17 protein-coding genes, 4 pseudogenes and 2 riboswitches are annotated in these 21,875 nt (G+C 36.6%); of the genes and pseudogenes, 13 read left to right on the top strand and 8 right to left on the bottom strand.

Going from position 1 to position 21,875, the window contains the following annotated elements:
* Positions 1–684 precede the first annotated feature (684 nt).
* The 5 genes and pseudogenes from UP17_RS28785 to UP17_RS11765 all read right to left on the bottom strand — a co-directional run.
* Positions 685–860 (bottom strand): annotated as a pseudogene (locus UP17_RS28785) (IS1595 family transposase); the annotation flags it as partial.
* 99 nt (positions 861–959) lie between these two features.
* Positions 960–1,511, bottom strand: coding sequence for a ribonuclease FAU-1 family protein (locus tag UP17_RS11755; protein ID WP_061463173.1), 552 nt, complete (start codon positions 1,509–1,511; stop codon positions 960–962).
* Positions 1,512–1,765: 254 nt separating this feature from the next.
* A pseudogene (locus UP17_RS27575) lies at positions 1,766–1,867 on the bottom strand (aldo/keto reductase); the annotation flags it as partial.
* A gap of 526 nt (positions 1,868–2,393) precedes the next feature.
* Positions 2,394–2,807 (bottom strand): VOC family protein, encoded by a 414-nt coding sequence (locus UP17_RS11760; RefSeq protein WP_061463174.1) that lies wholly within the window; start codon positions 2,805–2,807, stop codon positions 2,394–2,396.
* Positions 2,808–2,901: 94 nt separating this feature from the next.
* On the bottom strand, positions 2,902–3,366 hold the full coding sequence (locus tag UP17_RS11765; protein ID WP_061463175.1) for a DinB family protein: 465 nt from the start codon (positions 3,364–3,366) through the stop codon (positions 2,902–2,904).
* A 551-nt stretch (positions 3,367–3,917) separates the two neighbouring features.
* Here UP17_RS11765 and UP17_RS11770 point away from each other — a divergent pair.
* Positions 3,918–4,298: a VOC family protein gene (locus UP17_RS11770; protein WP_061463176.1), complete on the top strand. Its 381-nt coding sequence runs from the start codon at positions 3,918–3,920 to the stop codon at positions 4,296–4,298.
* Positions 4,299–4,406: 108 nt separating this feature from the next.
* On the opposite strand, the gene UP17_RS11775 is transcribed toward UP17_RS11770, so the two are convergent.
* On the bottom strand, positions 4,407–4,727 hold the full coding sequence (locus UP17_RS11775; RefSeq protein ID WP_061463177.1) for a 2Fe-2S iron-sulfur cluster-binding protein: 321 nt from the start codon (positions 4,725–4,727) through the stop codon (positions 4,407–4,409).
* Positions 4,728–5,019: 292 nt separating this feature from the next.
* Here UP17_RS11775 and cdaS point away from each other — a divergent pair, with 292 nt between their 5' ends.
* On the top strand, positions 5,020–5,640 hold the full coding sequence (gene cdaS, locus UP17_RS11780; protein WP_081108800.1) for a sporulation-specific diadenylate cyclase CdaS: 621 nt from the start codon (positions 5,020–5,022) through the stop codon (positions 5,638–5,640).
* A 351-nt stretch (positions 5,641–5,991) separates the two neighbouring features.
* Positions 5,992–6,738, top strand: coding sequence for a type I methionyl aminopeptidase (gene map / locus UP17_RS11785; RefSeq protein ID WP_061463178.1), 747 nt, complete (start codon positions 5,992–5,994; stop codon positions 6,736–6,738).
* A 97-nt stretch (positions 6,739–6,835) separates the two neighbouring features.
* On the opposite strand, the gene UP17_RS26465 is transcribed toward map, so the two are convergent.
* Positions 6,836–8,409 (bottom strand): IS3 family transposase gene (locus UP17_RS26465; protein WP_155727309.1). Its coding sequence is split into 2 segments (ribosomal slippage): positions 6,836–7,767 and positions 7,767–8,409, totalling 1,575 coding nucleotides; the frame shifts between segments, so codons are not numbered across the junction.
* 88 nt (positions 8,410–8,497) lie between these two features.
* Between UP17_RS26465 and UP17_RS27580 the strand changes: the two genes are divergently transcribed.
* Entirely contained in the window at positions 8,498–8,812 is a 315-nt protein-coding gene (locus UP17_RS27580) for a hypothetical protein (RefSeq protein ID WP_061463181.1), read from the top strand.
* 28 nt (positions 8,813–8,840) lie between these two features.
* Positions 8,841–9,277 (top strand): annotated as a pseudogene (locus UP17_RS28790) (IS3 family transposase); the annotation flags it as partial.
* 59 nt (positions 9,278–9,336) lie between these two features.
* Here the strand turns inward: UP17_RS28790 and UP17_RS11805 are convergent.
* A complete protein-coding gene (locus tag UP17_RS11805) occupies positions 9,337–10,278 on the bottom strand; it encodes a hypothetical protein (protein WP_061463182.1) in 942 nt (313 codons plus the stop codon).
* 317 nt (positions 10,279–10,595) lie between these two features.
* Between UP17_RS11805 and UP17_RS28795 the strand changes: the two are divergent.
* From UP17_RS28795 to UP17_RS11845, 8 genes and pseudogenes are all read left to right on the top strand, one after another.
* Positions 10,596–10,709 (top strand): annotated as a pseudogene (locus UP17_RS28795) (IS3 family transposase); the annotation flags it as partial.
* 251 nt (positions 10,710–10,960) lie between these two features.
* Positions 10,961–11,713 (top strand): PadR family transcriptional regulator, encoded by a 753-nt coding sequence (locus tag UP17_RS11815; protein WP_061463184.1) that lies wholly within the window; start codon positions 10,961–10,963, stop codon positions 11,711–11,713.
* A gap of 124 nt (positions 11,714–11,837) precedes the next feature.
* Positions 11,838–13,085 carry a GTPase gene (locus UP17_RS11820; protein WP_061463185.1) on the top strand — a complete coding sequence of 416 codons (1,248 nt, stop codon included), beginning with the start codon at positions 11,838–11,840 and terminating at the stop codon, positions 13,083–13,085.
* Between the two features lie 117 nt (positions 13,086–13,202).
* A complete protein-coding gene (locus UP17_RS11825) occupies positions 13,203–14,345 on the top strand; it encodes an acyl-CoA dehydrogenase family protein (protein WP_061463186.1) in 1,143 nt (380 codons plus the stop codon).
* A 229-nt stretch (positions 14,346–14,574) separates the two neighbouring features.
* Positions 14,575–15,846 (top strand): sensor histidine kinase, encoded by a 1,272-nt coding sequence (locus tag UP17_RS11830; protein WP_061463187.1) that lies wholly within the window; start codon positions 14,575–14,577, stop codon positions 15,844–15,846.
* Positions 15,847–15,951: 105 nt separating this feature from the next.
* A complete protein-coding gene (locus UP17_RS11835; RefSeq protein WP_061463188.1) occupies positions 15,952–17,940 on the top strand; it encodes an acetoacetate--CoA ligase in 1,989 nt (662 codons plus the stop codon).
* A 1,254-nt stretch (positions 17,941–19,194) separates the two neighbouring features.
* The gene (locus tag UP17_RS11840; RefSeq protein WP_061463189.1) at positions 19,195–20,382 is read left to right on the top strand and encodes an amidohydrolase; all 1,188 of its coding nucleotides are present in this window, start codon (positions 19,195–19,197) and stop codon (positions 20,380–20,382) included.
* A gap of 805 nt (positions 20,383–21,187) precedes the next feature.
* The gene (locus UP17_RS11845) at positions 21,188–21,430 is read left to right on the top strand and encodes a hypothetical protein (protein WP_061463190.1); all 243 of its coding nucleotides are present in this window, start codon (positions 21,188–21,190) and stop codon (positions 21,428–21,430) included.
* Between the two features lie 280 nt (positions 21,431–21,710).
* Positions 21,711–21,810, top strand: a riboswitch (glycine riboswitch).
* A 3-nt stretch (positions 21,811–21,813) separates the two neighbouring features.
* Positions 21,814–21,870, top strand: a riboswitch (glycine riboswitch).
* The last annotated feature ends 5 nt before the right edge of the window (positions 21,871–21,875 follow it).

Here is a 21,875-nt window from a genome sequence, read left to right on the forward strand (position 1 = left end):
AGTAGGCTTTTTGTTTTAAAGTAATTTTTCAACAAACGAAACAGTTTAGGTTAACAAGAGATGATGACCTGAGATTATTACTCCATTGTGAAGGTGTTTTTTTTGTTCGGAATTAAAAATTACAATCCCAAAATGTATATTAATCCATTCAATATCATAGAAGACCATAGATCTGAACTTGAAGAACTAATTGGAAAAAATGTACAAGAAATATGGTTGCTTGGGAACAAGATGAAAATAAATGGTTTAATGATTGTCCCATGATTATCCGCTTTGAAGATTTCCATCTAGAATATGTGCTTATAAAACTGATGAATACGCTGTTGCGTTTGATAAAATCCTTGTTTTCCAAGACCTTTGTTGGTAGGGGACAGATTTAAGGCTTAATTGGGAAAAGAATAAGTTAGAAGACCTTAATTTCGCAATTGGTAAATGGGTGATTGGGATTTAAATTTTGAAAGATATGAAATAAACGCAACGGAGTATTGTTATTTAACTGGTTTTGGGCTTCACTTGTTCGATGGCTATTTCGCCATATGTAATGGACTTGATGAGAACATAATTATTAAAAAAAGAGAAGAAGGTCCTGATTACAAGCACATAATTATCTAAATAGACATAAATGTTCTTTAACTAACGGGACATTATCTTTAATTAGATATATGCAATGAGCTTCTACAAAACTCCATTACGTTCTTGTGCTAATACCACTGCAACCTTTAGATTAGGTATACCTTTTTTATTTTTTTCTCCGAGTTTTTTGCTTTTCTATGGCTGATTTTCTGAGCCTTATGAAAAAAGGTTTCATCACTCTCGACAATACCTTTTACTTGTTTGAATCCAATGCTACCTAATCCGCTCCTTAAAACGGATTATATCAACTCTTTCGTATGTGAAAAAAAAACAACAATTTATATAAAAACTACCTTTTGGAAGAGGACAAAGAACCAACACCTATGTTATCTGTTGTTCAACCATGGTAGAAGGTCTTTATGTTTATAGGATTTCTCGGATTCTGAAATGGTTTGGGAAAGAAGACTGTCAATGGAATCCAGTAAAGAATTCAGAGTTTGTTTAACAGACCCATTCTCGAATTGCTCTAATGGCACAGGTAATTCTTCCTCGTCTAAAATAAAGCAGTCCCCATCCGGAAGCACCATAATATCAATGATCAAATCCTCAAAGGAAACCAACTTATCCGTCATATCTGTATTTTTTACAATATTAAAATAGGATCCTATATATTTCCCTTCATAATCTCTCCAAATGTATAGATTATAAGGGCGGTCTTTCCAGTAATAGGCAATCGTATAACTGCCTATAGGAATGGTCAATTTTGTTGGGCCTGCTACCATCGTGAAGGAATCCATTACTTTATGAAATAGCACGACATTTTGATTTTGTGATTTTAACAGCAAACAGTCATGTTCTACAACAACGGAGTCGTATCGGATTTTTCTTTCTATTATTTTATCGCAACGTTGAATGGCTGGTGTAATTAAATGATCCATGGTTAAATATCTCCTATCTAATTATGTTCCGCAGTCAAAAATGATATTTTTTCGATTATAAGCAGTGGTCTAGCCGGTTGTAAGAAGATGAGCTATATGTTGAGGAATTTCGGACTTTTGTCAGCATCAACATGCCATGAGGTAATGCAATATCTTGATCATATAAACCATTATAGCTATGAAATATTATTTATTCTAATAGGGATTACCGCCCAAGTCGATGAAACTGTGAAAAGAAAAACCTAAAAAAAGTAACTTCCAGTCACCTCATCTACTTTACCCCCATGATTTATCCAGTTCCCATATGCAATCTTGCTAATGGTTAATCCGCTATTGCCAAGTTTACTAAATTCCATTTCAATTACCCCCTTTTAAAATTGATATCTTCATTATAAATTCGGATTTTTAATATGTATAATATACTATTGATGATAAACTTATATAAATTTTATATATGTGTTTACAGGCGACCAAAGAATTAATCAACGATTTAATAGATAAATAGTACAATCTCGTGCAAAATTCTAGACTTAGACCATTTCGAGATTGAATATCGAAGCTGGGCATGCGCTTATGAAAGTAAATGGCATTTCCAAAAGTGTCGTTAATAATAGGCGCAAATGTATATCAGTGGTTCTTCAAGAAGAATTCATTGAATGAAGCATTACCACATCAATCTCACTGGAAACCAGAGACGGTAAAGGAACCAATATGGGAGGACATTTGAGGAATGAGCAATGATTATTGGTCAAATAAAATATAAGGATGCACCATAAAAAGCTTTAAGGGGATGGAAACACAAAAAGGATATAGAAACTTTTCACCAGTGAAAAGCCCTATATCCAAATTGAAGAGAAATCAAAAAAGTTTCATGTCCATTTCTCAGCTCTCGAAGTTAAATTGCCATTGGATTCCGAATTTATCCGTTAACTGACCGTAAATTTTACTCCAAAATGTTTCTTGGAGCTCCATCCCAACCTTACCGCCTTGACTAAGTTTATTAAAGGTTGATTTAATTTCATCCAAATCCTTACTAACAAATGCCAAGCTGATATTATTTCCTTCGACAAAAGGCATGCCAGGAAAAGCATCGGAAAACATGACATTGCTTCCATTAATACTTAGCCTTGTATGCATGACTAAATCTTTTGCTTCTTCTGGAAGAGTAAATTCCGGATTAGGCGGTGTTTCCCCAAAGGTCATGATATTAGGTGATGCCGTTCCAAAAACCTCTGCGTAAAACTCTACTGCTTCTCTACAATTCCCATTAAAATTTAGATATGCATCAACTGACATTTGTTTCACTCCTATTATTTTATATTTTTTTGCCACAAGATTCATACACCTATTGTATTAAGTGTTGTTAAATTTTCTTGCAATAGACTTCCTTTTACCGGACGAAAAATTCCGGTGGTTCAATCCCGAGTGTTCTGAGATAGATATATCCCTGTCCTCTGTGATGGATTTCATTTTCGAGGGCATATTGAAGTCTCTCAAAGTGGCTTTGTGAGGGTCCGAAAAAGGGATCCTTCTCAACCGCTTCAAGTGTTTCCTCGGTAATTTCCTCCCACAGTTTTCTAGTATCTTGCCTTACTGCTTCGCATGCAGATATTAGTGCCTCTTTTGTAGAAAGTGCAGCAAACGAATCTGGAAACTCCCATACACTAAGTGCAATTCCACGCATATATCCAGTTTCAATGTTCATGATTTCTTTAATCATCTCGGCGAAAGGGCGAAGCTTCTCGGCCGGTGTATAGTGAAATAATTCTTCTTCAGGAAAGGCTTCAACTACCCGCATTGTCAATCTCCTGTTGCCTTCTAATATATTTAACAATCCTTCTTTCGATAGAAACATTAGTTACCTCCTTTGATAGATACTCTATAGAAGTTCTGTGAAAAAGCGAAAAGTCCTGCAAATTCCAGTATATAAAGATCAATCAGTTTTTTTAATGTAACTACCTGTGCAGATTCAATATTATTAATGGTATGAGTATGATTCTGTATATCATTTTTCTTTTAAACTTGATGGAGTGCTAGTGTCATTAAAAAAGAGACGGTTCTATATTCCAAAAAGAGAGATAAAGTTATGTTACCATTAACTGTGGTAGCGCAATTTCTGGAAGGTCATTTGAAATATGTAGGAGATATAACTAAGCAAAATTCGTAAGATATTTGACTAATGGAGCATGAACAAGTTATTCTCTTTGTTGTACAGTTTTCAAAAACAGCAAATGATTGTTTTTAACTTTATTTTACCTCTTAATAAGCGGAGATATTGAAGTTTGGTGGATATTGCTAAAATATTACATTTATTATACGATTCAAGTAGCTATCTGTTTCCATCAATATGATTAAACGGAAAGAGTAATCAATAATAACGGAACCATCAGAAAGGGAGAGAAGCAAATGATTAATAATGTCGGTCAAATTATGTTATATGTAAATAACCAGGATGAGTCATTGAAATTTTGGACAGAAAAAATGGGGTTTAGCGTTGTTTCTGAAGAAAATAACGGCCAAGGCTTGAGATGGATTGAAATTGCGCCAACAAAGGACGCACAAACTAGTATCATCTTGCATAACAAGGAATTCATTGCTAAAATGCAGCCTGAATTAAATCTTAATACACCCTCGTTAATGTTTTTCTCGGAAAACCTTGATGAATTATATAAAAACTTTTCGGAGAAGAATATAAAACTGGGGGAACTTGTAAAGATGCCTTCTGGAAGAGTATTTAATTTTGCTGATAACGAAGAAAATTACTTTGCGGTCATGGAAAAAAAGTGACTCACATAGCAAAAGATTAAAAACATCAAAACGACTATGGAAACTTTTTTAGTCGTTTTGATATGTCATGACATCATGTTATATCGCTTAATACAGTATTGATCCTATTTAGTCAGCAGGCCGTGGCCCAGCGGCAATTCCAGAGTTTTCAACAGTCATGATCGGTCGAATGGTTATATCTCCATTCACGTAAATTTGACAGGATAAACGCAAATGATCCTCCATTCCTTTTTCCTCAAAGACCTTTTTTTCTTTATTTGTGACTTCCAAAAAATCACCTGCCAATATTTCCACTCTGCAAGTTGTACATTTTGCCTTCCCTCCACATCTGTGGAGAATATTTATACCGTTATCTTCCAACGCTAATACTAACTTTTTTCCCATTTCAACTTCAAAAGTTCCTTGGTCAAATACAGTTACGTAAGGCATTTTATACCACCTCATATTAATTATAGGATATCTTCCAACGGGTCATTAACATATTTATTCTCTTACCTTGTCCATATGACAGAAAAAAATGTGAAAAAATCATTACTGATTGTTAAACCCCATTCGTTAAACAAAGTGCCTATCTCATTAGATGAATAATTAATTATCTTGAAGACAAACTTTAAGTAGATTGAAAATTATAGATTTAACAAGCTTCAAATAGATCCAAATACGAAAATAATTATGGTTTATCTAAAAAAAGAGTGAAAAAATAAAGGGGAGGCGCCTGTCTGTGAATAATGATAATTGTGATTTTTCACCAATGAAACAAATTTTAAAAGAGGATATTCGCCAAGTAATAACGGCATTACAGGATAACTTAGAAGCAATGGGTGATGAAAATTATTGTCTTCTTGGAAATTTTGAAAAAATTAAAGAAAAATTTGTATACATTGATATGAAAGCTGCAACTTTTTATTTAAACTGTTATTTGTCTCCGTTTACGGACAAATATCCGGAATTATCTATTTGCGTACAAAATATGTCAAATCTTAGACATGGGGGATTAATTGTGATTCAACGGGGGGATTCAGTGGATTCTTTGATTCAACCCGGTATTCCCATAGGTGCAGAGTTAACCCATTCATTATTGGAATCAATTTTTTTTCCTGGAAATCCACTACATGATGGTGCTGTATTGGTAAGTCATAATCATATTGAATCTGCAGCAAATGTCCTTCCACTTTCTAGCAGATCAACAGGTGGAAAAAAACTTGGAACCCGCCATCGCGCTGCTTTAGGTTTAACAGAACGAAGTGATGCCCTTGTATTGGTAGTATCTGAGGAAACAGGCAGAGTTTCATTTGCCTTAAACGGGAATCTGTACCCAATTAATACCCATGGGCCTCTATAGAATTCGAATTATAGTCGAGGCAGGCAATATCCTGGCCGATTATAATGTGCGTGGTAATTCTGCACTGGAATTTGAACGAACCATCATTGAGAAATTCGTGTTAAAAACGAAAAACGATTGAGCTATTGGCAAGTGGTGGTTAAAGAACATGGATTGGCTTCTCCCCTCTAAAATTTTGGATCGTTTTTACTTCAAAATTTTAATTCCGTGAATACAGTTCCGGAAAAGGTCATGGATTTATTAAACCCGGTGATTTTTACCGGGTTTTTGGTTGCTTTTTATATAAAAAAAGGCATATGATAAATAAGGAGATTAAATCAGAAAAGATATAAAACGAAAGAGGATTTTTAAATGATAACTATTAAAAGTGAACGAGAAATACATTTGATGCATGAAGCGGGCAAACTTCTTGCTGCGACACATAGAGAAATCGCTAAAATGATAAAACCGGGCATCACGACTTGGGAAATCGAAGAGTTTGTCGATAAATACTTGGCAGAGCATGGTGCGACACCTGAACAAAAGGGCTATAACGGCTACAAATATGCAACTTGCGCATCTGTGAATGATGTAATTTGTCACGGCTTCCCGCAAAAGAAAGCCTTGAAAGAGGGAGACATCGTAACGATTGATATGGTGGTAAACCTTAACGGCGGTCTGGCCGATTCAGCTTGGACATATGCAGTCGGCGAAGTTGAAGAAGAGGTTCAGCGTTTGATGGATGTAACCAAGAATGCACTATATAGAGGCATCGAGGCTGCACGGGCAGGAAATCGTCTTGGGGATATTGGTCATGCAATTCAGTCATATGCTGAAGGTGAAAAGTTTTCTGTTGTCCGCGATTTTACAGGACACGGTATCGGTAAAACCATGCACGAAGACCCAACCGTTTTACATTATGGTAAACCAGGTAAAGGCGCCCGTCTAAAAGAAGGCATGGTCATCACGATTGAGCCTATGTTGAATGCAGGAACATGGCATATGAAAATGGATCAAGACGGCTGGACGGCGAGAACGGCAGATGGAAAGCTTTCTGCTCAATATGAACATACCCTCGTCATTACAAAAGAAGATGCGATCATTTTAACGGAACAATAAAAATGAAACGGCCTAATGAACTGCACCCCAATTGTTAGACAACATCTAATAATGAAGTGCTCCCTGTCAAGTAGACAGTGGAAATAATAAAAATGCTTTACGCGGCTTGATCCCTGAATTCCAAGGGGCTCAAGCCGTCTAATTTTTCTTGATAGCGCTCTGAATTATAAAACGAAATGTATCCTACAATTGCTATTTTTAGCGCTTCATATGTATCATATTTATTTAAATAGTATTTTTCGCATTTGAGCGTACCCCAAAAAGCCTCGATTGGTCCGTTATCAATACAACGTCCCACTCTAGACATACTATGTACCATCTCGGCATCATCTATCATCCGTTTGAAAAGTTTTGAAGTATATTGATAACCACGATCGCTATGAATAAGTGGATGCTCATCCTCTTTTAATTTTTGTATGGCTGGTGTCATCGTTTGAAATACAAGTTTATTGTTATTCGAATGCCCTAATACATAACTCACAATCGAATTATCGTATAAATCAATAATGGCGCTTAAATAAGCCTTTTTGCCATTCCCATATTTAAACTCCGTGACATCTGTACACCATTTTTGATTTGGTTGGTCTGCTTTGAACTTGCGACTGAGTATGTTTTCTGCTACATAATCTGGATTCGATTTACGATATTTTTTTCGTTTTCGACGAATCACCGATTTTAATCGACACATTTTCATCAAACGATAAATACGTTTTTTATTTACCTTCGGTAAATCTACTTTTTCACGCTGACGATTGATTGTAAGTGTGATGCGACGATATCCATAAATCCCATCTACTTGTGTATAAAGGTACTGAATTGATTCTAGAAGCTGTTCATTCTCGATTTCCCGTGCTGATGGCTGACGGTTCAACCACTTATAATAAGCAGCACGTGCAACATCGGCAATTTCACATAATAAAATGATTGGCAGTGCTTCCTTCGCTGCTAATTCTTGAATGGCAATATAACGGTTATGTATACAACTTTTACTTAACGACGCCTCCTTTCGATTTCCTCTAACTTTTTTAAGAAGAGATTTTCTGCACGTAATCGTTCATTTTCACGTTCCATGCGTTGAATTTCTAAACGAAACTTGTCTTCAGTGCTTAACTCCTCTTCTAACTTTGTACGTCCACGGCGATCTTGTAAGCCTAATTCCCCGTATTTTTCGAATTTTTTTACCCATTGATATATTTGTTGGTAAGAAACCGCATATTGTTCAGCTGTTACTTGATAACTTTTATCGTTGGCAATACAAGCTTGTGCTATTTCAATGCGCTCTTGTACTGTTGTTTTTCTACCTTTAGTCATAGTTTGGCTCATTCCTTTACCCGAATCTTTTAATTCACTATGACTAGTATACTTTTTAATCCAATTTCGCAAAAAGGATGTACCGGAAAGTCTATATTTTCTAACGGTTTCTCTTAATGAATAACTTCCTGAAATATAGTCTTGAACAGCTGCTAGCTTTAATCCTTTCGGATATGTATTATGATTCTCACTTCTATTAAGACTATCCTCTCCAAAAAACAAGTAATTATTTTGCCAATCTTTGATCGTTCTAGAATCAACTTTATACAACTCGGCCACCTCATTAAGAGTGAATTGGCTATTTTCATAGAAATTTAGAATCTCTAATTTTTCTTCTTTTGAAAAGCTATATTTTCTCATAAAAAAACCTCCCCAATAGGCAAACAGATTTTATTTTTTAATCTGTCTACTTATTGGGGAGCGTATCATAATTGGAGGTGCAGTTTTTTTGACTAAATATACGATGGACAGAGTACTTGGAACGGAAAAATCCTATAAATCCATTGCAGAAGAAAGAAATGTAGGTTTATCCCCTCTGAAAAGATGGGCCGATTGCTATCTTGAACATGGGATGGAAGAACTTGCTTCATCCTATACAAATTACACTTGCCCTTATTATATGAACGAAAATGGGGCATCAATCAGCGCGACGGCTGTACACTATAACCTTCCTACCGATTTTACACTTTTGAATGGGGCAAATCAGTTAAAGGAAGGAGGTATAGACGCTCTTAAACCCAAGAAAAAGGGTGTCTATCCATGAAAAAAGAAACCAAGAAAACATCGCCAGGGCACGGAGTACGTACTATTATGGGGTAAACGCTTTCGGGCGTGAGGAAAAATACACAAATTAAATCCCTTATCGAAGAGGATTTCCATACGCATAAAGGACGTTATGGGTATCGATGCATCACCCTAGAGTTACGTAACCGAGGTACTCACATCAATCATAAAACAGTTCTCCGATTGATGAATGAACTAGGAGTGAAGTCATTGGTTCGCATGAAGAAATACCGTTCGTACAAAGGGAAAATCTCGATAATGCGGTCATTGGAAACTTCTTTGGGCTATTAAAATTCGGCTACTTTTCTTCAAGAATTTGAAAACATGGAACATTTCAAACAAGAACTAGAAGAATATATCCATTTCTACAACCCTCAACGAATCAAGGTAAAATTAAAAGGCATGAGCCCGGTATTACCGGGTTCATGCCCTCAAGGCTGCTTAATTAAATAAAGTGTCTAACAATTTGGGTGCACTTCAATTGGAAGATCCTTTTTTTATTGCTTAATTTATTTTCTTATCGTCTTTACTTAGAACATGAATTTCATAAGGGCCAGGAAATGATTTTTTTATTTGTTTATATTGAAAAAATTCATTTGTGAGTTCGTCAATACGTTTTCCTATTTCTTTAGCTTTTTTATCTGTACTGTCTATGGAAGTATTAATAATAATGGGATTCTGACCATCTATTATAGTTGTAGATGTAACTTTGAGATCCTTTATTTCTTTCAACCCTTGATCTATTGATGGCATAACTTTCATTTCCCAATCTCGTTTTAAATTTGATTTAAAACGTATTGGAATATCCTTAACATTGAATCCTTTTTCTTGAGCTAACTTAAGAAATTCTTTATGAAAATTGTTAACCTCATTTGGCTCAATCACTTCTTTATCGTTTCTATAGAACATTAAGTCCAATTGTACAATGCGTCCGTCAGTGGCTGAATATGAAGTTCCTGTCAAAACATCAATTTTATCAATCTTCTTCATTTCATTTGCTACTTCCTGAATAATTTTTTCCTCTCGTTTTTGTCTTTCTGTCTGATTGGTATCATTCCAATAAGCAAGAACTTTTACTTTATAATCCCTATGCTTTTTTGATTGCAATACTTCTTCAATATTACTTTGAAGATCGTCTTTTAAATAATTAAAATTTTTCTTGGAATAAGGCCTAATCACAAGAACGACTTCTTTTTTTGCCCGAGAAAGGGTTAAATCATAGCCATCTGGATGCCCTTTTTTCTTAAATACATTTTTGTTAAAAGAAGATTCAATGGCATTTTCTAATTTGATTGTTTCATAGTAGGAAATTAAATTATTTGGACTATCTTTAGATGTGACATTATTATCAGAGCTTTCCATTTCCTTATTGGTTTTATTTGATGTACATGCTACTACAAAAAATAACATACCGAATAAAATGAATAACATGGATACTTTTTTCAAAAAATCATCCCCTAAAATATTAGCATTTTTACCCAACATTGTTAATTATAACATAGTTTTTAATGTTCTTATTAAGCTTCTCCGTTAGCACCTATGAAGTGTTAATGTTTCAATAAGTGGCAACCCTTAAACAGCTTTTAATCTTTCACAATCGGGTGCAATTCTTTAATTTTCGAGTTGGGATGAAGCGAGATCATATTCCTTTAATAACTGTGCCAAGAGAAGTTTATACGTATCAAGGGCTTGTTTCGTACCAATTGAACGCCTGGCCAACGCAAGCAGGGAATGGGCTATTTATGCCCGGAATATCGCAATTTTTCAAACAAGAACTAGAAGAATATATCCATTACTACAATTCTCAACGAATCAAGGTAAAATTAAAAGGCATGAGCCCGGTAAATTACCGGGTTCATGCCCTCAAGGCTGCTTAATTAAATAAAGTGTCTAACTTTTTGGGTGCACTTCATAATCGTGGGCCGTTTCTTTTTGTTTTAACAATTTCATAATGAACCTCGACAGAATATTCTGAATAACCTCACCATACAATAGATCAAATACGTAAAATTTGGACTAGGCTATTAGGCATTAAAAACTTTACTATTATGTGGCAGCACAGGATAATAAGGGAGAAGGAAGAAATATATGAGTTCATCAAAAACTGGATATAAAGGGGGTTTTGACAGTGAAGAAAGGGGAAAAACTGTCTACAACGGCTGAATCGGTCGGGTTGAGCCAGCGGGAATTTTTAACGATTTTTTTGCTTCATTCTTTGAGAATTAAAGCGAATTATCCAAGGGCGATTCATCAGGATCTAAAGAATACGTTTACTGGAAAAGTGCATAGCTATGACTATTTATGTAAAATATCCAATACGCTTGTCGAATCCAACCATTTATCACTATATACGAATAAGGGAAGGAATTATTATCAGATAACTGAAAAAGGAAAAGAACTTTACATATGGTACCAAGAGAATTTTCTGGAACGGTTTTCCGAGGTGAAAAAGGTCATTGACCGGTTCATGTACGATTTAAGGGGATCTGGTGAAAATCCCTCGGTTCTTAATGAACTTCCTGAAGAATATAGGTCATATTTCTCGAAAATAATATCGGTGAAGGACCTTGTACGCTATGTTACTTTAAAAGCCGCTTTCACTAAGAAGCCCATTTACATGGGGGAAATTGGCGATCTGCTTAAAAATCAGTTCGGTTGGATAGCATCAAACGGCTATTTATATGATTTATCTCATGAAATGGAAGAGAACGGCCTTCTTGTCGGCAGGTGGGAAAGTGAAAAACGAACAAAACGATATTTACGAATCACCGATGAAGGGCAGCATCATTACAAACAGATTGCGGATTCGGCCGCCTTTCAAGTCCAGGAAATCCAAAAATACATGGCTAGTGTCGTTATGTTCTTAAAAGAAAAGTCTTAAAGGATTATTTGAAATGGGGCCCTTAAGTTTGTAAGGAGATTCAAGTTACATGCTTAAATTGACTCGATCAAGGGTAAATGTTACTTAAAAGTTAAAAACACTTCTTAACAAGGGGGAATGCGTAATGGGAGAAAAACACGATGAAATAGGAAGTATTTTTAGTTTCATTAAAGGCCAAGTAGATAAGCTTCCCATTTCACAATCGAAAAAGAACAAAATGCTCGACCAGCTCTTAAAGCTTAAAACAATGACAGTTGATGCAAGGGAACCGCGCATTGCCCTTGTCGGAAGGCGCGGATCTGGAAAATCATCACTGATCAATGCGATGTTTGGTCAGGAAAGGCAATATGTCAGTTCTGTTAAATCAGGAACGGGTAGGGGAAAATGGCTTTGGTACCCGAGTGATGCTGAGCCCAAAATTCGTTTGCTGGATTCCCGTGGGTTGGGTGAGAGTGAAGCTCCTACGGAAGAATTTGAAGAAGAAACACCAATGGACGAATTGATAAAAGCGGTAACCGAAGAACAGCCTGATGTTTTTCTTTTCTTGATTAAAGCAAAAGAAACGGATTCACGGATTGAAGAAGATCTGCAAGAGTTGAACAAGCTGCGCAAGGTCGTAAAAGAGATCCACCATTATGATGTACCCGTCATTTGTGTGGTCACCCAAGTGGATGAACTAGATCCACCACATTATAAACAAGCACCTTTTGATGCCAACCCTAAGAAAAAAAAGAATATTGATGAAGCCATTGCTTTGATGGCCAAGCGATTTAACGAAAGTGAAATCCCACTATTGAACATCATCCCGATTTGCTCATATATTGACTTTGATGAAGGTGGAAATATTGATTATGATATGCGTTGGAACATCGATTTGCTTTCAGATTACTTGATCGAGGCCTTACCCAGCGAAGCGAAGCTAAAGACGGCCAAAGCGATTCAGAGCCAATTCGTTAAGAAGAAATTCGCGCGGACGATTGTGGGAACGTTTACGGCAATCACCGGATTAATAGGTGCAGAGCCAATACCTTTTGCCGATTTTCCCATATTGACCGGCATTCAAGGGTTGATGATTGTGGTAATTGGTTTTATCGCGGATAAAGACATCAATACCAAAACGGCAAGTGAATTCATTACAGCATTAGGGATCAATGTTGGAATCGGTCTTCTTGTCAGGGAAGGCGTCAGGGCTGCAGTACGTTTCATACCAGGGGCCGGTCTAGCAGTTTCTGGTGCGGTAGCCGGAGCAGTCACGTATGGAATCGGGCAAGCTGCGATAGCTTACTTTATCGAAAACAAAGATATTGACCAGGCGAAGAAAGCTTATAAGAATGCTAACAAAGAATATAAAAATGAAGACATTGACTCTTAACGGGCAGATTCAAACCATTAACTACACTAAGGTGATATGATAAAGTCGTGTTTTGGCGGTTACTGTTTCTGTGGCTGAATGGTTCAGGATTTCTTTACTACAGGAGGGATGGTCTTCATGTCGTTTTTTCAATCACAAAAGCAAAAAGAATATATTCAAAAATTAGAGGAAGCGATTCAGCCCTTTTCCAGCCGATCTGAAGCACTGGATGATTCAAAGGGTTTTCCATTTGAAAACATCCAGGAGTTAAAGGAATTCGGATATCCTAAATTAACGTTAGCAAAAGCGGATGGGGGAAATGGCGGTTCATTATATGATTTTCTCCTATGCCAAGAAAAAATAGCTCAGTATTGTGGCCCAACAGCCTTAGGAATAGGCTGGCATGTCGGAACGGTCCTATCCTTAACTGAGAAAAGACCATGGGAAAAAGGAGTCATGAATGAATTGTTTGATGAGGTGTCGAAAGGCGCTCTCATCAACACGGCAGCATCGGAGGCTGGAACAGGAAGCCCTACGCGCGGAGGCCGTCCGGAAACGCTCGCTATCAAAAAGGGTGAACAATGGAATTTGAATGGCAGAAAGACTTTTACTACACTATCTCCCGTCCTTAATATTTTTCTTGTAACGGCATGGGTACCCGAGGATGAGCGGCTAGGCACATTTTTAGTTCATCGTGATTTAATGGGAGTAAGCATAGAAGATACTTGGGATATGATGTCCATGCAGGGGACAGGTAGCCATGACTTGGTGTTAAATGATGTCAGCCTTCCTGAAAAGTATTATGTCATGAAAAGTAATCCTGGTGAAAAAAAGAAACCTGAAGCGTGGCTTTTACATATACCGGCTTGCTACTTGGGGATTGCAGTGGCAGCCAGAAATTATGCAGTTGATTTTGCTAAAACTTATTCTCCCAATAGCTTACCAGGACCAATCAGGGACCTTCCAAATGTTCAACGGACAATTGGAGAGATGGAACTGGAATTGAGCGAAGCACACCATTTCCTTTACTCTGTCGCAGAGAAATGGGAGCAGCACCCTGAAAATCGTGATGAATTATCGAAACAATTGGGTGCTGTCAAGCTATCGGTAGTCAACAAATCGATTTCGATTGTCGATAAAGCGATGCGAGTAGTCGGAGCCAAAAGTTTACAACGGAAAAATCCCTTGCAACGCTACTATAGGGATGTACGTGCAGGCCTTCATAATCCTCCGATGGATGATGCGACAATTACGATGCTCGCAAAATCCGCTCTTTATTAAGTGAGTATTCGGATATTCCTTATTTGCACTGAAATGACTTCGTCGTTTCAGTTTTTTCCTGTTTATTTACTAACTCTTAATCAACCGTTTATTTGTTCTGGTACCTCCATGCTTTAGCTATCTCTTTTTAATTCCAACCTGAAATTTTTACTAGCTTATCATTCTCTATCTTGTTATGATTTATATACCTTTTTAAATCTTCGGAAAATATCGAAAGTTCGGTGTAAAAATGAATCTGTTAACAAAAGATTTACTGATTAACTTTTTAATTATCCTTTTTCCGCTCTTTTTATTGCAAATGAGCTATCTAGTAAAGTACGTGTACCGTTTAGATGCATTAAAAGGATCGTTCTTAACCATTTTTCCTATTCTTTCACTTGTACTATGCATGCTATTCCCAGTGGTCATAGAAGAGGATTTTGTTTGGGATCTTCGATGGATCCCTTTTCTTTTAGGCGGTTTATATGGAGGCTATAGGTTAGGTATCATATTAATAGTCATCACTCTTTTTATCCGTTATATAACAGGGGGGGAAAATGGATTTTATGTATCATGCATCTCTTTTCCGATAATGGGAGTTTCCCTGTTTTTTATATCTAAATACTATTTAAAAATGTCTGTCAGTAAAAAAATCCTCATCGGCATATCCTTAATCTTTATTGTTCACACTCTCACACAGTTTATTTCAACACAAATATTTGAACTTACTATTGGCATTAGTCTTTGGAAACAATATTTCACCATCCAAGTCATAGGAATCGTTGTTGTAATTTTATTATGGGAAGTCATCCTGACTAATTTTCAGGTTCTCGAAAAATTAGTGAAAGCGGAAAAATTGCAAATCGTTAGTCATCTGGCTGCAAGCATATCTCATGAAGTCAGAAACCCCCTTACAGTTACTAGGGGATATATACAAATGTTAAGCGAAGACGTTTCTTCACATACAAAGGTCCAGTATGCAAATATTGCGCTGAATGAATTAGATCGGGCCACGGATGTCATTAATGATTATTTGACATTTGCTGCCGTAAGCCCTGAAAACAAGGAACGATTAAGGGTATCCGAGGAAATTCAGCATGTCGTCAACCGCATAAAACCCTTGGCTAACGATAATGGAACTGGATTGAAGTTGTCCTTATTTGAAGAAGAAGCATATTTTATAATGGGGGAAAAGAAGAAATTTCAACAGTGCCTGTTCAATATATTAAAGAATGGCTTAGAATCGATGCAAGATGATGGCGAAATATACATACATTTAATTCCCGACGCAACCAACATCCAAATTATGATTCAAGATCAAGGAATTGGAATGACACAGGAACAAATATACCGTCTAGGTGAGCCTTACTTTACGACAAAAAATAAAGGAACGGGATTAGGCCTAATGGTTTCATATAGCGTCATCAAAAGCATGGATGGAACGATACATGTGTCAAGTGTTCAAGGGAAAGGTACATGTTTCTCCATTAATCTGCCCATTCATAGATATGAGCCTATTTGAGTATAGTGTAAATTGACGGTTTAATTCTCATACATTACAATTTATTTAATTGCCAATTTTTATGAAATATCAATGATGCATTTGATACCTAAGGGAGATGATTAAGTGAAATCGCTTACAGACGGACAAATCATTTGGGAACCGACAAAAGAACAAATCGAGCACATGGTATTGACTCAATATGTGAAATGGTTAAAAGAAAAGAAAGGTTTATCATTTCATGATTATCATGAATTATGGAAATGGTCGGTTGATGAACTGGAGGAATTTTGGGCTTCAATTTGGGATTATTGTGATGTAAAAGCCGCCAGGAAATATGACAGGGTTTTAGCGGAGCAAGCAATGCCAGGTGCGAAATGGTTCGAAGGGGCAAGGCTTAATTATGCTGAAAATGCATTATTGAATGCTCAAGAAGAAAAAACGGCGATTTTTTTTCGTTCCGAACATATCAGGCAGCAAGAGATTAGCTGGAAAGAGCTAAAAGAAAAAGTGGCTTCTGTCGCCCATTCATTAAGGGAACTTGGTGTGAAACCGGGTGACCGCGTTGTTGCCTATATGCCAAATATACCTGAAGCGGTCATAGCTTTCTTGGCAACAGTAAGTATAGGTGCCATTTGGTCCAGTTGTTCTCCTGACTTTGGTGCAAGAAGCGTCATTGATCGTTTTAAACAGATTGAACCGGTTTTATTACTGGCGGTTGATGGGTATCAGTACAACGGAAAAGTATATGATAAAACATCCGTTGTTTCACAGCTTAAACAGGAATTGGGCACTGTTAAGCATACCGTGTTGGTTCCTTACATAGAAAAAAAGGTTGTGGAAGTGAATCTGGCAAATACAATCCCTTGGGATGACCTATTAAAAGAAACGGCGGAATTATCTTTTGAAAGTGTTCCGTTCAATCATCCGCTTTGGATTCTCTATTCATCAGGTACAACCGGAATGCCAAAACCAATTGTACAAGGGCATGGCGGTATATTATTGGAGCATTTTAAATCAACAAGATTGCATCAAGGCATGACATCCGAGGATACGGTATTCTGGTTTACGACGACAGGCTGGATGATGTGGAATCTACTAATGGGAGGTTTGCTTAATGAAGGGACGATTGTTCTTTATGACGGCAGCCCTGCCTTTCCGAATATGGATGCCCTTTGGGAATTGGCTGAAGACACAGGCATGACTTTCTTTGGAACAAGTGCACCTTTCCTTACGAATTCCATGAAGTTAGGAATCAGGCCAATGGGAAGATATGATTTAACAAAATTGAAGGCTCTTTTTTCAACTGGGGCTCCATTGTCAGGTGACGGATACAAATGGGTGTATGAGAATGTCAAGAAAGATATATGGCTCAGTTCATCTAGTGGCGGAACCGATGTTTGTGCCGGATTTGTAGGTGGTGTTCCAACATTACCTGTAAGAATCGGGGAGATACAAGGAAGGGCATTAGGTGTTCGTGCAGAAGCCTTTGATGAACAAGGTCAATCATTGATTAATGAAGTCGGTGAATTGGTCATTACTAAACCGATGCCGTCAATGCCGCTTTACTTCTGGAATGATCAAGACGGGTCAAGATATTACGAGAGTTATTTCGATTCGTATCCTGGAATATGGAAACATGGAGATTGGATAAAAATCGACGACAAGGGCAGCTGCGTCATTTATGGACGTTCCGACTCGACCATTAACCGTTCTGGTGTACGGATGGGGACTAGCGATATCTACCGCGTCGTCGAAGCGATCGATGAAGTTATGGAAAGCCTTGTCATTGATAGAGAAGTGCTTGGCCGCGGTTCTTCCTTGCTGCTGTTTGTCGTCCTTAAGCATGGTAAAATCCTGGATGCAGCATTGACAGCGAAAATCAATGAACAAATCCGAGGACATGTGTCCCCTCGTTTTATCCCAGACCAGATCCATGTCGTTGAACAAATACCTAAAACCTTGAACGGAAAGAAAATGGAAGTACCGATACGCAAAGTGTTGCTAGGTTTCGAGTTTGATAAAGTGGTGAATGCAGACTCCATGGGAAATCCAGAATCGCTTCAGTTTTTCAAAGAATTAGCTCTCGAGCTGAATGAGAAAAAAATATTCTGACATCCCAGGCGGAGCAAAAGCTCCGTCTTTTTTATAAGGCTTTATGAGTTTATTCTCATAAAGTCTTTTTTTGTTTCTGGAGGTGATAAATTTCTAAATATAAAGGGGGAACATTCTTATTACTAGAGTACAAAATACAAGAAGAGACTTCTGTATTACCTGGATTAGATGGTCGGAAAATGAGTAAAAGTTATTATAATATAATTCCATCCATTGAAGAGCCAAAATAATCAAAATTGATTCATTACCACCAGAAACACCAAAAGATCCCGATACATCTATTATATTCACATCTTATACTGAAACTGAAAAGATGAAAGAGCAATATTTACAAGGAATTGGCTGAGGTGAAGCCAAAAAGGAATTGTTTAATGTAATGAATAGATTTATTGAAGTATCGCGCGAGAAATATAATGAATTAATGTCTTCTCCAGAACCCTGGATAAAAATTTAAAAGAATGATCAGATAAAGCAAAAGAAATTAGTGTACCATTCTTAAAAGGTATCAGGTGAGAAATTTGACCTATAAGGTATTTTGGACAAATGTACTAAACTAGCGGTAGCTTTTCTTTATAAGGGGAAAGCTATTCCTATAAAAAGGCAGGTTAGTGAAACTTCCCTGAGTAATTGATAAACTTAAAACACTTTGAAACTAAAGTTTACTCATTATGGAGAGCAGGGATAGATCATCTTCACTTTTATTTATTTGGAAGAAGAACACTGGAATAATCAAATTTATCTTAGAGATATTTCAGATGCTTTAAAAAAACTATTATCAATTAAAGGTTAAATTATCTAAAACATTTATTCTTGACATATGATCTTATCCTGAAAAAAAGACAAGTTGGTCGTGGATTTTATTCATTCCAATCAGGTATGTTATCACTTGGTTATTAGTAGCCGTGCTTGCGATGATTCGTGTTGAAGAGTAACAATTACAAAAGGTATGGCCAAATCACTAATGATTTGTAGTATTTTGATTACGACAGTAGGTGTGGCGGTGATGAGCTTAACCTACTTACATGATCTTACCCAGACAATTGTCGCCTTCATTGGATTTACGCTATTTGGACTTGGAATTTAATATTATCTATTATCTTTTTGGTGCCAAAAGATGCAGGTAAAACATCTATTGCTTCTAAAAAATCACCGCTGGTAGTAAGCGGAACTCTATTGCAGAATAATTAGCAGTTGGAAATGTAAAACGCTACATATAGTGGCGTTTTCAAAAAAAAATGAAGGAATGAAGAGATTATGAGAAGTGAATTAATGGAAATTCTAGAATCCCGTAAAGATGAAATGATTAAAATTCGTAGGCACCTACACGAAAATCCTGAGCTTTCTTTTAAAGAAGAAAAGACAGCTCAATATATTATTGATTTTTATAAAGAAAAGGACGTCGAAGTTCAATCTAATGTAGGTAATGGATACGGAGTTATCGTGACCATTAAAGGTGGAAAGCCTGGAAAAAATATAGGTCTTCGAGCTGATTTTGATGCACTTCCAATCGTTGAAGAAACGAATATAGCCTTTAAATCAAAAAATGAAGGCGTTATGCATGCGTGTGGTCATGATGGACATACTGCCTACTTATTAGTCTTAGCCGACTGCCTCATTCAATTAAAAGATGAAATTCCAGGTACAATTAAAATTATTCATCAGCATGCGGAGGAAGTTCCGCCAGGCGGGGCAAAGAGTATTGTAGAATCCGGAGTGCTTGACGATTTAGATAATATATTTGGCATCCATCTGCTGCCAATGGACGAAGCAGGAGTTGTTGGTTATCATGCTGGATATTCTTTTAACGGCAGGGCTTATTTGAAATTAAAAGTTCAAGGTAGAGGTGGACATGGTTCCTCACCACATCTAGCGAATGATGCCATTGTCGCTGGTGCTCATTTTGTTACCGCAGCTCAAACGATTATTAGCCGTCGATTAAGTCCTTTTGATATTGGTGTGATTACGATTGGATCTTTTGATGGAAAAGGAACATTTAATATAATTAAAGACAGCGTAGAGCTTGAAGGCGATATTCGTTATATGACTGTTGAAACAAGAGATAAAATTGAAAAAGAAGTTAAACGTCTTGTAAAAGGACTTGAAGAAGAATTTGGTGTAACATGTGATCTAATTTATACGAATGACTATCCACCTTTATATAATGATCCTGAATTAACAGGAAAGGTTGCCGAGTCACTTAAAAATGCAAATGATAAAGATATTAAAGAAGTAAAGGAATTTCCAGCAATGCCGCCATCTGAAGACTTTGCTTACTATGCTGAAAAAATTCCTTCCTGCTTCTTTTACATTGCTTGTACACCTAAAGGAGTAGAAAAACCTTATTTTAATCATAATCCTAAATTTGATATCGATGAAGATGCCCTTCTCGTGGCAGCAAAAGCAGTAGGATATGTTGTTTGTGGTTATTATGAGTTAGATTAGGAAAAAGAATAGAATATTTGTAAGACGTGGTACAGATGATGACATGCTTAGCTGTATTAGATAATTCTATTGATAAAAAGCACTGATACCGAGGAAGGCTAAAGAATGGGTTGTAGCTGATAGTCGGATCTCCGTGTGAAGGGAAACTTTCATGCATGGTGGAGGGAGGGGCTAACTGGAAAAGGCAATGATAACTTCGAATTTTCACCTATTTTTATGAATGGGAATACAAATAAATCATCCCCTTTTATAAAAGAATGCTTCAATTGAATTTCTATAAGGGCGTGTTTTGATAAATCTAAACACTCCCTTATAATCTGTTATTTTATCAGGGTAAGGTATAGATTTGATCATACTTTATAGACATGTTTTAAAAGGTGCCTGCTAACCAAATTAAAGTCCTAGTTTGACGCTGGTAAACAGTAATGGAAAATCGTTTTGTGAACACGTCAAGTATTGTAGAATAATCATTTACCTTTGGGTTTTTTGGCCGAAAAGATAGATGTGGTTCAATACCAAAAGTTATAGTTTCAGCTCCTAAATACTTGGTCTTTTCTTTTTAATCTGGACAAAACTGTAAACTATACTACTTAGGAGTATTCATTAACTCCCTTTTATGCGAAATTCCAAATAAAGGATTCTTAAATCCTCCTTTTTTGTATATGGTTCGAATACATAATGATTTAACAAAGAAAGTGAAAATAAATACGTGATGATAAATATAAACCTTATTGATCTAAATTATGTTATTCTATTTCTGTTTACAACAGTCCGTCTGCAAAACTGAAATGGGGGTAAGAGGTAAATGGATAAGGAAAAGGAAATCAAACTAAAGAAACCAAAGAAGTCGTGGGTATGGGTTCTAGCAATTATCATCATTGCTAATATAGCAGGTGGTGGGGACAAAGAGGAAGTTGCAAAAGAGAAAGCTTCTGCAACTACTGCTGAACTTAGGGAGGAAGCTTCTAACCAATCTTTACTGCTGCAAGCATTCTCGCGTGTCGCGAATTTTCTCTTTTTCCATACATCAATTATGTTAAAACTATAGACTTATGTAATTTCCTATCTTAAAAATTTAGCCTTATAGTCAATCGGAAAAATGCAAAATTGTTTCGCTTATACATAAGCTTGTTTGGATTCCTTGCGAATAGAAAAGCAGCTAATAAGTATGATTCTTCGTAGCTAATAACTTCTAAATTATATACTGTTCATAAAGTTGAAAATTGTCTGTGATGAAATTTCAGAAAATAGAGTTTTTTCAGATAACCATTGAAATGTCCATTAAAAACAGATAGTATACAACTATTAAAACAACTTTATATCAGCGGATGATGATTGTGGGAGAGACTAAACATTGTTTAGCACCGAAGGAGCAAACCCTAAAAAGCAGGGGACTAATCTCTCAGGTAAAAGGACTACAATAGGACGCGTCTCTGAAGAGAGCCATAGGCCACCGAAGGAGTTAAACTCTCAGGTAAAAGGACAGAGGAAGG

The organism is Peribacillus simplex, from assembly GCF_001578185.1.
In the GTDB taxonomy this organism is placed as follows: Bacteria; Bacillota; Bacilli; order Bacillales; family DSM-1321; genus Peribacillus; species Peribacillus simplex_A.